Source organism: Aquabacterium sp. OR-4 (assembly GCF_025290835.2).
Classification (GTDB): domain Bacteria; phylum Pseudomonadota; class Gammaproteobacteria; order Burkholderiales; family Burkholderiaceae_C; genus Pseudaquabacterium.
This window is the reverse complement of sequence record NZ_JAOCQD020000002.1, coordinates 1096697-1108839: the sequence shown is the minus strand read 5'-3', so window position 1 is coordinate 1108839 and position 12143 is coordinate 1096697. Positions and strand designations below refer to the sequence as shown.

The window sequence follows — 12143 nt, the reverse complement described above, 5'->3', positions numbered from 1 at the left end:
TCACTAGCGCTTGAGCGCGAACTCGGGTTCATAAACCTGCAGAAGCAATGTGATGAACGATCTCGCGTTGTCTATTGTTTCTGCAGCTTCTTGCTCGTTGCAGAACTCCCCTTGATGCGCTACGGAGTTTCGTTTCCCATTCACAGATTGAGCCAGCTTCTTCAGTTCCTTCAGGTGCTTTTGCTTCGCCTTCTGATGCGCCCAAAGTGGCGTGATCAAGTGATCGAGCTTCCCAGATAACCCGTTTGCCCACTTCAGCTGGCTGTTTACGAAGGCTGCGTCAAACCCGCTCTGCGCGGCAAATTCTTGTCGTATTGCGTGGTTTGCTGCGATCTCCGCAGCAGTAGCGGCGCGTACCACGGCTGCGACCACTCCTCACGGGAGTGCAGGCCAGTCAGCTGTGAGCGACCCGCCGTCCCCCGTGACGACAAGCCGCTGAGCTGACAGCGTTCTCGCCGACCAGCGATCATGTGTTTGGTTTTCGCCACCGGTGCGGCAGCAACTCTTCGATGCGGCTGTTCTGATGCCTGGGAAGCCGCTCCAGCACGGCGCGCAGGTAGGCCCATGGGTCATGCCCATTGAGCTTGGCGGACTGCACCAGGCTCATGACGATCGCTGCGCGTTGGCCGGCCAATTCGCTGCCGCAAAACAGCCATGCCTTGCGGCCCATGGCCCAGGGTTTGATCTGCCGTTCGATGAAGTTGTTGTCTATCGGCACCGCACCGTCTTCGAGGTGCCGCGTCAGCGCATCCCAGGCGTTCAGGCTGTAGTCGATCGCCGCGGCGATGGAGCCGCCGTCGGGCACGCGGCCGCGCTCCAGCCTGAGCCAGACGTGCAGTTCCTTCCACAGCGGCCGGGTCAGTTGTTCCCGCGCTGCCTGGCGCTGCTGCGCGTCCATCCCCTCGAACTGGCCTTCGACGTGGTAGATCCAGCCGATGCGCTTGATCGCCTCCTTGGCCACCTCGCTGGTGCCGATCAGCTCGTCGAACTTGCGCCTGGCATGCGCCGCGCAATGAGCAGCCATGCGCTGCGGGTACACGCGCCTGTCGAGCACGGCGTCGTACCCGCCGTACTGGTCGCACACCAGCGTGCCTTGCCACGCCGGCTGGTCCTCCTTCATCGAGCCCGGCGACCTTGCTGTCGTGTCGATGGGCCCAGGAAGGCCACCGGGTACTGCGACCCTCGACCCAGGCAGAACTCGTAGACCACACCTTGCTGGGCATCGAATTCGCCGCGCGCGTAGGCCCAGATGTAGGCCCGCTTGGTCTTGCCCGCGCCGGGGTCCAGCATCGCCACCGGCGTCTCGTCGGCATGCAGCACGGGGCAGCTCAACACGAAGCGCTTGAGGGCTTCGAACAGCGGGAACAGCGCGGCACCGGCATTGCCGGCGGTGCGCGCCAGCGTCGAGCGCGGCGTGTGCACGCCGGACCGGGCGTTGATGGTCTCCTGGCGGTAGTACGGCAGGTGGTCGACGAAGCGGCTGATGAGGATGTGAGCCGCGAACCCGCTGGCAGCGATGCCGCCGTCGATGATCTGCGGCTCGGCCGGCTCCTGCACCAGGTGCTCGATGCCTTGACGCTGGCAGCAGCGGCAGGTCCACTTGCCGTAGATGTGCCGGTGCACGAAGAACTCCGCCGGCACGATGTCCAGGCGTTCACTCACGTCCTCGCCCACGCGCGTCATTGGCCGGCCGCAGTCCGGTGTCGTGCAGGTCGTGTCCTCGGGCTCGTGGTGGTGCTCGACACGCCGCAGATGCTCGGGCAGCGCCTGACGCCGCGGACGACGGGGCGCGTCCTTGGGCTTGGGCTGCGTCTTGGGCAGCGCGGCCTGCAGGGCGGCGAGTTGCGCCTCCAGGTCGGCTTCGTCCTCCAGCAGCGTGTCCTGGAACATCTGACGCTGCTCGGCGGTCATCGCCTCGCTCTTGGCGCCGAACTTCCAGCGCTTCAGCCGTGCCAGCTCGAACGTGATCTTCTCGATCTTCGCGTCGCGCCAGGCGATGTCGCGGTCCTTGCGCTGGATCAGCGTTTGCTGGGCCTGGAGGTCTTGTGCCTGCTGCTGGATGTGCCCCAGCATCTGCACGGCCAGTGTCGTGAGGGCCTCTGGGGACAGGTCCCGCAGGTCCTGAGGCTTGAGGTCACGCATGCCGAGCATGCGAGGCATCTTGCCAAGACGCGCGAGCCCGCGCCACTGGCGGATGTCCTGTCAACGCCGGGCCCCGAGCCTCACATCCGCGTGATCACGCTCATCTCTGGCAGACGCTGCCAGGGCAGGCCCACGATCAAGGCGTCGAACTGGCTCTGCGTCAACGACAGCGGCGCCGCCGTCGCCTCGCGCGGCCAGGCGAAGTGACCTGCGTTCAGTCGCCGCGCTGCGCACCACACGCCGAAGCCGTCATGCACCAGCAGCTTGATGCGCGTGGCGCGCGCGTTCGCGAAGAGGTAGCCGTGATGGGCGCGGGCCGCGCCGGTGGTCTGCACGACGCAGCTCATCAGCCGCTCGGCGCCAGCGCGCATGTCCATCGGGGCCGTGCACAGCCAGAGCTGATCGATGCGGATCACTTGAGCAGGCTCGAGCTCAGCTCGCGCAACCAGGACCGACAGTCCTCGGCCGCAGCGGTCGGCCAGCGCACGTTCAGGTGCAGCGCACCGCGGCGAAGCTCGACCAGGATCAACGGCTCGGCGATCGGCGCCGGCTCCCTGGGTGCGACCGCGGTACGCGACACGGCCTTGGACGGTGCGGGCATCTCGACGGCAACGAATTCGGCGGCCGCGCCTGACGGTGCCGGGGTCACTGCGCCGCTCGTCGCCGATGTAGCGGGCATGCTGTCACGCTTGGTGCCGCGACCCGAGCGCCACTTGCGAACGAGATTGGCGTTCAGCCCATGCGCCAGCGCGACCCCGGATATCGACGCACCCGGTTCGGCACAGGCGGCCAGAACCTTGGCCTTGAGCTCGGTACTGTGGCGCCGCCGAGACTTTGAATTGGGATGCATAGGTGTCCACCAATGAATAGGTGGACACCATCCTCAGGCGCCTGTTCCCGGTAAGCAAGGTGGGACGGCGAGCCGCTCACAGTCAGCTTGCGCCACTGAGAGTGAACTTTCTCGATGTCTGTTCGGTCTTCGTATGGTTTGCGGGCCATGGTGGTCGTGTGTGATGCCTAACGTTTGAGCTAACCGGAACGTTGCGGTGTGTGGCTAAAGGCCCAGAATGAAATGGCGGGCCTTTGGCCGCACGCCGCAATGGGTCGGTTGAGCGAATGGTTAGGTTTCTTTCGCGAACCATTTGACAGCGGCTATGGTGTGTTTTGACGGCTTTCCCCATGAGCCGAGAGTCGAAACAAAAGTGGGGGATTTGTAATCGTTCAAAACTAGCCACTTAGCAAAATTCTTGCCGCGCTCGGTTAGAGAAACATTGAACTTTAGGTCTTGGGTCAATATGCCTGCATCTGGCATCTTCTCGCACAGGTCATTAATGGAAAAGCGACCGTTTCCAAGATGGCGCCCCGGAAATTCAATGCCATACCAATATTTCCCCATGTTCCCGAATACATTGCGCTCCCGAAGCAACTTTGCATCCAAGTCGTGCATTTGGATTATATAGTTGCAAGCAATTATTCCGAGTAAGTCGGCAATGACGCGAAATTGTGTATCTTGATCGACTAAGCCTGCCACGCCATGTTTTGGTCGTTCGCCGAGTTCCAAAATCTTCTTCTCAATCTCCGTGGACGCTGCGCCGACTGATGCAGTTGCATTTCCATCGTCATGCGGAAGAAATGATGCATGTGTTATACCCGCGAGGTCGCTAGGTAATTTTATTGGCTTTGACCTGTCGTGTACAAGAAAGCTACGTTCCCGGCCCAGGGTACCAATGCAGATCCCGAGTTCTAGTAATACATTGTCGCGCGGTGATGCAGACTTTGTGCCTCTCGATATTGATACATCGTCTGGCGTTACGACAAGTACGCCGAAATCAACCACCTTGATCTTCTCGACTAGATCTTCAAGAGTTCCGGCACTAAGGCCAAATATTCCCTGCGACCAGATGACAACCTGGCATACATGATCCAAGTTGACTTGCAGTGCTTTTGCGTACTTCAAGCCCTCCGATGAGGAGCCAACAAAAAGTATTGGTCTTGTTGACATGTGCGTGAGCCGGCCTGTGTTGAAGAAACCTAACGTTTGAGCTAACCAGACCGCCGCAGCGTGACGGCGGCTGGGCCAGAATGAAATGGAGGCCCGGACGGCGGCATGCTGTGGTGGGTCTGGTTGAGTGAAGTGTTAGGCCGCGGCCCGGCAGAGTGGATTGGCCGAGCAACGCGAAGCCAGATGCAAGCCTGCCAGAAAACACAACAACCCAGACCTGAAAACTTGCTGGCCGTGAACAAGGCGAGTGAGCCACGGGCTTGAACGAACGGTTTGCCAGCAGATGAACCGGTGCCGAAGGAAGGCGCGGCCAGAAATAAAAGTGCCGTACCTTGGCGAGCGTTGAATTGCGACAGGCACCAGAGCCTGATGGCCATGGCCACCGATTTGCTGACAAGCGCGCTGAGAGAACCGAAAACCGAAGTACCAGAAGGAACGGCGCGACCTGAAATGAACGGAGCCGCACCGCCAGGAACTTTGCCTGCGAGCAGCAAGAGAATGCTGCGGTGACAGAAGCGCGGTGCCTGCATGGTTTGAGACGGCTGCGGCCTAACGTTTGAGCTAACCGGACCGTTGCGGTATGTGGCCAAAGGCCCAGAATGAAATGGCGGGCCTTTGGCCGCATGCCGCAACCTGATTCGAAACGAAGCTAAGCCTAGCTCACCCGGTGAGCCACCTGGCCCATAGGCTGGATGCACTTCACCCAGGAGTGCAAGCCGTGGCCTACAACCCGATCCAGTTTCAGCAAGGCATGTCGATGCCCGAGTTCCTGCAGTGCTTCGGAAACGAGGCTGCGTGCGCTGAGGCGGTTCGTCAGGCGCGCTGGCCGCAGGGTTTCGTTTGTCCGCGCTGCAGTAGCCGGGCGCACTGCGTTGTCTCGAGCAGCGGGCGCAACCTCTACCAGTGCCACAGCTGTCACCGGCAGACCTCGGTTACCGCCGGCAGCCTGTTCGGCAACACCAAGCTGCCGCTGACCCGGTGGTTTCTCGCGATCTACCTGATCAGCCAGGCCAAGACCGGCATGTCCGCCCTTGAACTCAAGCGGCACCTCGGCGTCAGCTACCCGACCGCTTGGCTGATGCACCACAAGATCATGACCGCCATGGCCTCGCGTGAGGCCGAGCACCGCCTGTCGGGCGCCGTGCAGATCGATGACGCCTACCTGGGTGGCGAGCGCCCTGGTGGCAAGCCCGGGCGCGGCTCGGAGAACAAGGTGCCCATCGTCGCGGCGGTCTCGCTCAACGACAAGGGCAATCCGCTGTACCTCAAGGTCACGCCGGTAGCCGCCTTCTCCAGCGATGCCATCTCCCACTGGGCACGGCTGCATCTGGCGCCTGGCTGCTCGGTGCTCAGCGACGGCCTGGGATGCTTCGCCGCCGTCACCGAGGCCGGCTGCACCCATCAGGTCGAGGTCGTCGGCCAGCGCAAGCCCCGGGACTTGCCGCAATTCAAGTGGGTCAACACCGTCCTGGGCAACCTCAAGACCATGCTCTCGGGTGCCTACAAGGCCTTCGGCTACGCCAAGTACGCCGACCGCTACCTCGGCGCCTTCGCCTACCGCTTCAACCGACGCTTCGATCTCGCCGGCCTCGTCATCCGCCTCATCGTCGATGTCTGTCGCGGCAAGGCCGCAACCGAGCGCGTCATTCGGCATGCTTAGCTTCGTTTCGAATCAGGAACAAAAGAATGGTTCTTCTCCCGTTTCTGGAAGGATGCTTGCTGGTAGCGAATTCAGTTGGGGAGGCAGGGTAAGGGAATCGAAAAGTGTCTTTAACCGATTGTCGATGTCTCCGCCTTGTGTGAGCAAACCACCAGGCGGCTCTGGTCGCAGCAAAACGATCGAAAGCTCGGCTATCGCGTTCATTTCTGCTGACACCAAGGGAACAAAGGTGAAAGCGCCTCTCTTCCGAAGTAGCGAAAAGCTTCCTGGTCTATCTCTTGGTTCAAGGAACGAGAGGCATTCGTTCAGCGGACTTTGTTGCCATAGAGTGGCGAGTTGGCGATGGAACCACTTCCTCAATTCGTGCTTGTGAGTCGGTGAACCGTTTGCCTTTAGCGGGCCGCGATAGTGCAAGGTGAGTCGCATTTTGTGCCGCCTAACGTTCGAGCTAAGCGGGCGACAACGGCAGGACGCCAGGCCCGGGCTGGCGAGAATGTACCGCGTACCGCCAGACCGGGCCTGGTGGCCTGCCGTTGGCGCTCCGCTTGAGCGAGGGGTTAGGCCGCACTGCGCGCCGGCTGAAGAACTGAACTTGGCCGACTTGCCGCAACTCTGAGGAAAGGCGCCGTGGCGTTGAGCAGAGACTTGACGACGGCGATGTGCCTGGCTTGAAGTTTGCCCGCACACGGCATGCTTGCTTTTCACTCATAGATCTTGCCGCAATACAGGAAGTCAGCGAACCGTCTCCATGGATTGGCTGGGTCTAGTGTAGTGCGCGTGAATTTATAGAACTTATTTGCGCCGGCATACTCAGACGTTCCAGGAGGCTGGAACAGTGCGGGTTGCCAAGACGATTGAACTGGACGCAGACACCGAGCGCGAGCTCCGTGTGCTGGCCAAGCGCCGAACGGTGGAGGCCCGGTTGCAGCAGCGTGCGCTGGTCGTGCTGCTGGCCGCCGAGGGCCGGCAGAACAAGGACATCGCTGTCGATGCAGGACTGGATCGGCGCCAGGTCGCTGCATGTGGCGCGAGCGCTTCCTCAGCGGTGGCATCGACGCGCTGCGCAAGGACGCCCCACGCAGCGGCCGTCCGGCCACGATCACCGCTGAGATGGAGTCGCGCATCGTGCAGGCCACGCTGCACGACAAGCCGGTCGACGCCACGCACTGGAGCACCCGCACCTTGGCCGCGCACCTGGGTGTGGGAGCCACCACCGTGCGTCGGGTTTGGCAGAGCAACGGCCTGAAGCCGCACCTGAGCCGCACGTTCAAGCTCTCGCGTGATCCACGGTTCGAGGACAAGTTGCTCGACGTCGTCGGCCTGTACATGAACCCGCCCGAGCACGCCCTGGTGCTCAGCTGCGACGAGAAGAGCCAGATCCAGGCGCTCAACCGTACACAGCCGGGTCTGCCGATGAAGCGCGGGCGTGCCGGCACCGTGACCCACGACTACAAGCGCCACGGCACGACCACGCTGTTTGCCGCGCTCAACACGGTGGACGGCAAGGTGATCTCGATGTGCCAGCCGCGCCACCGGCATACCGAGTGGCTGAAGTTCTTGCGGCTGATCGACCGCCGCACGCCCAAGCACCTGGGCCTTCACCTGATCGTGGACAACTACGCCACCCACAGCCACCCCGAGGTGCAGAAATGGCTGGCGCGTCATCCGCGGTTCGTCATGCACTTCACGCCGACCAGCGCTTCGTGGCTGAACATGGTCGAACGCTTCTTCCGCGACATCACCGACAAGCGCATCCGGCGTGACAGCTTCGCCAGCGTTGCCGAACTGGAGCTGGCCATCGACCTGTACGTGGCCCATCACAACATCGATCCCAAGCCGTTCATCTGGACGGCCCGCGCGACCGACATCCTGGCCAAGGTGACCCGGGCCAAGGCCGCCCTGGTCACCGCACCGGAATAAGTACAGAACAGAGCGGCGCACTGCACTAGTGTAGTGCGCGTGAATTTATAGAACTTATTTGCGCCGGCATACTCAGACGTTCCAGGAGGCTGGAACAGTGCGGGTTGCCAAGACGATTGAACTGGACGCAGACACCGAGCGCGAGCTCCGTGTGCTGGCCAAGCGCCGAACGGTGGAGGCCCGGTTGCAGCAGCGTGCGCTGGTCGTGCTGCTGGCCGCCGAGGGCCGGCAGAACAAGGACATCGCTGTCGATGCAGGACTGGATCGGCGCCAGGTCGCCATGTGGCGCGAGCGCTTCCTCAGCGGTGGCATCGACGCGCTGCGCAAGGACGCCCCACGCAGCGGCCGTCCGGCCACGATCACCGCTGAGATGGAGTCGCGCATCGTGCAGGCCACGCTGCACGACAAGCCGGTCGACGCCACGCACTGGAGCACCCGCACCTTGGCCGCGCACCTGGGTGTGGGAGCCACCACCGTGCGTCGGGTTTGGCAGAGCAACGGCCTGAAGCCGCACCTGAGCCGCACGTTCAAGCTCTCGCGTGATCCACGGTTCGAGGACAAGTTGCTCGACGTCGTCGGCCTGTACATGAACCCGCCCGAGCACGCCCTGGTGCTCAGCTGCGACGAGAAGAGCCAGATCCAGGCGCTCAACCGTACACAGCCGGGTCTGCCGATGAAGCGCGGGCGTGCCGGCACCGTGACCCACGACTACAAGCGCCACGGCACGACCACGCTGTTTGCCGCGCTCAACACGGTGGACGGCAAGGTGATCTCGATGTGCCAGCCGCGCCACCGGCATACCGAGTGGCTGAAGTTCTTGCGGCTGATCGACCGCCGCACGCCCAAGCACCTGGGCCTTCACCTGATCGTGGACAACTACGCCACCCACAGCCACCCCGAGGTGCAGAAATGGCTGGCGCGTCATCCGCGGTTCGTCATGCACTTCACGCCGACCAGCGCTTCGTGGCTGAACATGGTCGAACGCTTCTTCCGCGACATCACCGACAAGCGCATCCGGCGTGACAGCTTCGCCAGCGTTGCCGAACTGGAGCTGGCCATCGACCTGTACGTGGCCCATCACAACATCGATCCCAAGCCGTTCATCTGGACGGCCCGCGCGACCGACATCCTGGCCAAGGTGACCCGGGCCAAGGCCGCCCTGGTCACCGCACCGGAATAAGTACAGAACAGAGCGGCGCACTGCACTAGTCCCTGTGTGAGGCCGACATTCGTGCTTTCGGCCCACGCGATGGCGCCACCAAGAAACTGCTCTATCGTTTGGTTCTCCCAGCCGTTGGCTCCTGGCCCGTAGGCATTGGAGGGTGACTCTGCTTCCTTCTTCTCCTCTTCCATGCGATCAAGACGCAGTGCGCTGGCAAATTCCAGGAACGTCGGTTCGTCCTTGACGGAGTCGAGAAGCTCGTGGAGATTGGTCGGCATGGGGATAGGTGGCCTTGTGCGGCCTAACGTTCGAGCTAAGCGGGCGACAACGGCAGGACGCCAGGCCCGGGCTGGGGAAAATGTACCGCGTACCGCCAGACCGGGCCTGGTGGCCTGCCGTTGGCGCTCCGCTTGAGCGAGGGGTTAGGCTTCACCGGCGCCCCATGCGCATACCTCTGGGTTTGCCGTCTTGGAGAAGGGCGAACCAAACGTGTACCCACGCAAAAACTTCTTCTCGAATGGCAAATAGAGTGCAACGGTTAGGCCTCGCCGGTGCTCGAAGAGAACCTTAATCGCGCTCGTAGAGCGCTGACCCTCTAGAGAGACAGTGACGTTCTCAGCAACTGCCAAGGCCTTGCAGGGAACTTCCTTGACTTGTGCACGAAGTCCATCGTGAAGTACCGGCAATATCTCGACTGAGTTTGTCTTGTCTTTGGTTCCATCGGGTGCGGCGGCTACAAGCTGAACGTCCCCCGAGTCGGTGAGAACGGCGCCGTGAGGTAGGAAGTTGCCAGCTTTTCGAAGAAACGTTTCAGAGAGTTCGAAGAGGTGATTGGCAATCGCCCCAATCTCTGGCTTCAGCTCGGCATACAACTCTTCAGTAGTGGGCATGCGTGCTCTTCTCGTGGTTGTTGGGAGGGGCACCGAAAGGCTGGTTTGTGAAGCCTAACGTTCGAGCTAAGCGGGCGACAACGGCAGGACGCCAGGCCCGGGCTGGCGAAAATGTACCGCGTACCGCCAGACCGGGCCTGGTGGCCTGCCGTTGGCGCTCCGCTTGAGCGAGGGGTTAGGCCGCACTCTTCGCCTCGCGCTCACCGAGACTTGGGAGTTGGACGCCGGAAAGAAGGGCGTCTCCGGCCGCAAGCAGGAGTGACCAGCTAACTTTTACCTCTTCCGCGCTTGTGCGCGAGCGTATAAGTTCTCGGTGCGAGGACGCTGTGAAGTAAGCGCGGTTGAATGAGTCTCGGGCTTCCGGTCCGAGGTACAGGCAGTTCTTTTCCCACCAGTCTTGACACTCGAGGACGAGTGCGTGCACATCATCTGAGTGTGCCGCGGCTACAAGGCGACGCCAAAGCGTGAACGCTTCCTGGTGCGCGGCAAGTCGGCGCTCGACTGCAGCCAAGCGGAGCTGTTGTTGTGACCGAAGTTGCTCAAGGACAAGTGCGTTCTGGTGCTCAAGCTCCTTCAGGCGCTTTGCATAAGCCTCCTTCACCTCCTCAACTTTCTGAGTAATGGCGGCGATGTCTTCCTTTGTCGCAAGATTCTTGCCCTTCTCGCCGATATACGAAGGAAAGAAGGAGCGTAGAACGAGCCAGAGAACTCCGATCGTCGCCAGAAGTAGGAGGTAGAAGAAGGACTCGGGCATGTGGCGTGCAGTGTGATCTTTGTGCGGCCTAACGTTGGAATTAACCGGCGCGGAACGGATGGCGGGCTGGAAGGCCAGAATGAAATGGCGGCCTGTAAGCCCGGCAGCCGTGTAGCGTCCGGTTGAATGACTGGTTAGGCATCAGCGATGTGCTGTCGGAGTGCAGCTAATGATTGCTCGCCAATTAGTCTATGAATCATCGCGTGGCAGTTTGGGCAGAGAGGTACTAGATCGCGTTCCGCATCCACAATATAGCTCCGACGAATTGTTCGTAAGGGGTTCAAGTGATGAACGTGGATAAACCCCGCGCCAAGCGGCCCATATTTCTTTTCAAAGTTGAAGTTGCAACCGTGGCATGTGATGCCATGAATCTTGAGGCAGCGCGCTCTCGCCGCAGGATTGCGCTCTGATCGCGACTGAGTGACATTGAGTCGCGCCCCTTCTATGAAGCTATTTCCCGGCGCTGATGCAATGGGTTCGCGAACGGTTGCCGTGGCTTGCCTTGGAAGGTAGATGCCGCCGGTTCCGCTTAGGGTCTTGGCGGAAACGTCCGATGACAGTGCGTGGAGCCATTCGCCTAAATCTTCGAGAAGATTGTCGAAGGCTTGTGATGGCCTGTCCAACTTCGTAAAGAACCTCTTCAGTACGCGAGTAGTGTCTGTACCAGTGCCACGAGATTGGTAGTTGGCGACGGTCGTTCCCCTATAACCAATGAACTTGCTCGGTGCAAATGCCTTGTGGTCAGGGAAGTAGAACCAATGCGAGTATCTTCCAAGTTGCTTGAATGCGATCGAGTCGGGCTTCTTCGCGACGTGTTGAAAGCGAAGGGCATTTTCTCGCGCCTCGGAAAGTGACTGAACCAGTTCCATGATGGGTTGCGAACCTTGACGGTTGGATTCTGATGCCTAACGTTCGAGCTAACCGGCCTGCGGAGGCAAGCACCGTAAGCCCGGACTGCGACGATGTTACTGCTGGCGCAGGCCGGGCTTACGGTGCTTGCCGTAGCGGGTCCGGTTGAGCGAGGGGTTAGGCGTCGCTGGCAGGTAGCTCATGGACTTGCCAAACTTGACTGGCGTGGTCGTATTGAAGCAGCGCTTTGTCGGGGGTGTTCTCTGGGGTAACCACAGCATCCTTCCGTGTGGCCTGTGCCAGTCGCTCGACGAACTGCAGCACGGCAACGTGCTTTTCTTGATCTATGACTTCCCATGGATCAATGTCCAATTCGATCTCTTCGGGCACGAAAAAGTGGCAATTGATGCGAACAGCGCCAGTCAGTATGCTGAGCAAATGAGAGTGCTCTCGATCTCGGAAGAGGGCGGCAGCTGCCGGCAACGAGTGAGGAATCCCGTCTTGTGTGTACTCGTGCGGATATGTTTGAGCCAGGACTAGAAGCGCATCCCAATCTGAGGCGATGGTACTGAAGACATAGATGTCTCTCAGCGAACCGTCGACGTGCCAGAGATCAGCGGGTTGATTCAGGGTGGGGCGGTTCACAGTGGGTGCGATTGTGACGCCTAACGTTCGAGGTAAGCGGGAGACGACGGCAAGGCGCCAGGCCCGCGCGATGCAGAATAAACCACAGCGGCGCGCGGGCCTGGCGACTTGCCGTTGGC

The 12143-nt window shown here is 61.1% G+C and carries 12 protein-coding genes and 1 pseudogene; 3 read left to right on the top strand and 10 right to left on the bottom strand.

What is annotated here, in order from left to right; translation table 11 throughout:
- Nucleotides 1–3: 3 nt before the first annotated feature.
- The 6 genes from N4G63_RS17170 to N4G63_RS17145 all read right to left on the bottom strand — a co-directional run bounded on the left by N4G63_RS17170 (nucleotide 4) and on the right by N4G63_RS17145 (nucleotide 4144).
- Nucleotides 4–372 (bottom strand): hypothetical protein, encoded by a 369-nt coding sequence (locus N4G63_RS17170; RefSeq protein ID WP_260791143.1) that lies wholly within the window; start codon nucleotides 370–372, stop codon nucleotides 4–6.
- Nucleotides 373–466: 94 nt separating this feature from the next.
- Nucleotides 467–1120, bottom strand: a complete 654-nt coding sequence (gene tnpC, locus N4G63_RS17165; protein ID WP_314599968.1) for an IS66 family transposase — start codon at nucleotides 1118–1120, stop codon at nucleotides 467–469.
- Nucleotides 1117–2151: an IS66 family transposase gene (tnpC, locus tag N4G63_RS17160; RefSeq protein ID WP_314599846.1), complete on the bottom strand. Its 1035-nt coding sequence runs from the start codon at nucleotides 2149–2151 to the stop codon at nucleotides 1117–1119. Before tnpC (N4G63_RS17160) ends, tnpC (N4G63_RS17165) begins: the two co-directional genes overlap by 4 nt.
- Nucleotides 2152–2222: 71 nt before the next feature.
- Nucleotides 2223–2558: an IS66 family insertion sequence element accessory protein TnpB gene (tnpB, locus tag N4G63_RS17155; RefSeq protein WP_260786059.1), complete on the bottom strand. Its 336-nt coding sequence runs from the start codon at nucleotides 2556–2558 to the stop codon at nucleotides 2223–2225.
- A complete protein-coding gene (gene tnpA / locus N4G63_RS17150; RefSeq protein WP_314599967.1) occupies nucleotides 2555–2992 on the bottom strand; it encodes an IS66-like element accessory protein TnpA in 438 nt (145 codons plus the stop codon). Before tnpA ends, tnpB begins: the two co-directional genes overlap by 4 nt.
- Before the next feature lie 270 nt (nucleotides 2993–3262).
- A complete protein-coding gene (locus tag N4G63_RS17145; RefSeq protein WP_260791147.1) occupies nucleotides 3263–4144 on the bottom strand; it encodes a TIR domain-containing protein in 882 nt (293 codons plus the stop codon).
- A 718-nt stretch (nucleotides 4145–4862) separates the two neighbouring features.
- Between N4G63_RS17145 and N4G63_RS17140 the strand changes: the two genes are divergently transcribed.
- From N4G63_RS17140 to N4G63_RS17130, 3 genes and pseudogenes are all read left to right on the top strand, one after another.
- The gene (locus tag N4G63_RS17140) at nucleotides 4863–5804 is read left to right on the top strand and encodes an IS1595 family transposase (RefSeq protein ID WP_260786650.1); all 942 of its coding nucleotides are present in this window, start codon (nucleotides 4863–4865) and stop codon (nucleotides 5802–5804) included.
- 835 nt (nucleotides 5805–6639) lie between these two features.
- Nucleotides 6640–7724, top strand: a pseudogene (locus tag N4G63_RS17135) (IS630 family transposase).
- Between the two features lie 97 nt (nucleotides 7725–7821).
- Nucleotides 7822–8904 (top strand): IS630 family transposase, encoded by a 1083-nt coding sequence (locus tag N4G63_RS17130; protein ID WP_260785852.1) that lies wholly within the window; start codon nucleotides 7822–7824, stop codon nucleotides 8902–8904.
- A gap of 404 nt (nucleotides 8905–9308) precedes the next feature.
- On the opposite strand, the gene N4G63_RS17125 is transcribed toward N4G63_RS17130, so the two are convergent.
- The 4 genes from N4G63_RS17125 to N4G63_RS17110 all read right to left on the bottom strand — a co-directional run bounded on the left by N4G63_RS17125 (nucleotide 9309) and on the right by N4G63_RS17110 (nucleotide 12024).
- Nucleotides 9309–9776, bottom strand: coding sequence for a hypothetical protein (locus N4G63_RS17125; RefSeq protein WP_260786649.1), 468 nt, complete (start codon nucleotides 9774–9776; stop codon nucleotides 9309–9311).
- Nucleotides 9777–9951: 175 nt separating this feature from the next.
- A complete protein-coding gene (locus N4G63_RS17120) occupies nucleotides 9952–10530 on the bottom strand; it encodes a hypothetical protein (RefSeq protein ID WP_260786648.1) in 579 nt (192 codons plus the stop codon).
- Between the two features lie 134 nt (nucleotides 10531–10664).
- Nucleotides 10665–11399 carry an HNH endonuclease gene (locus tag N4G63_RS17115; protein ID WP_260786647.1) on the bottom strand — a complete coding sequence of 245 codons (735 nt, stop codon included), beginning with the start codon at nucleotides 11397–11399 and terminating at the stop codon, nucleotides 10665–10667.
- A gap of 157 nt (nucleotides 11400–11556) precedes the next feature.
- Nucleotides 11557–12024 (bottom strand): hypothetical protein, encoded by a 468-nt coding sequence (locus tag N4G63_RS17110; RefSeq protein WP_260786645.1) that lies wholly within the window; start codon nucleotides 12022–12024, stop codon nucleotides 11557–11559.
- Between the last annotated feature and the right edge of the window lie 119 nt (nucleotides 12025–12143).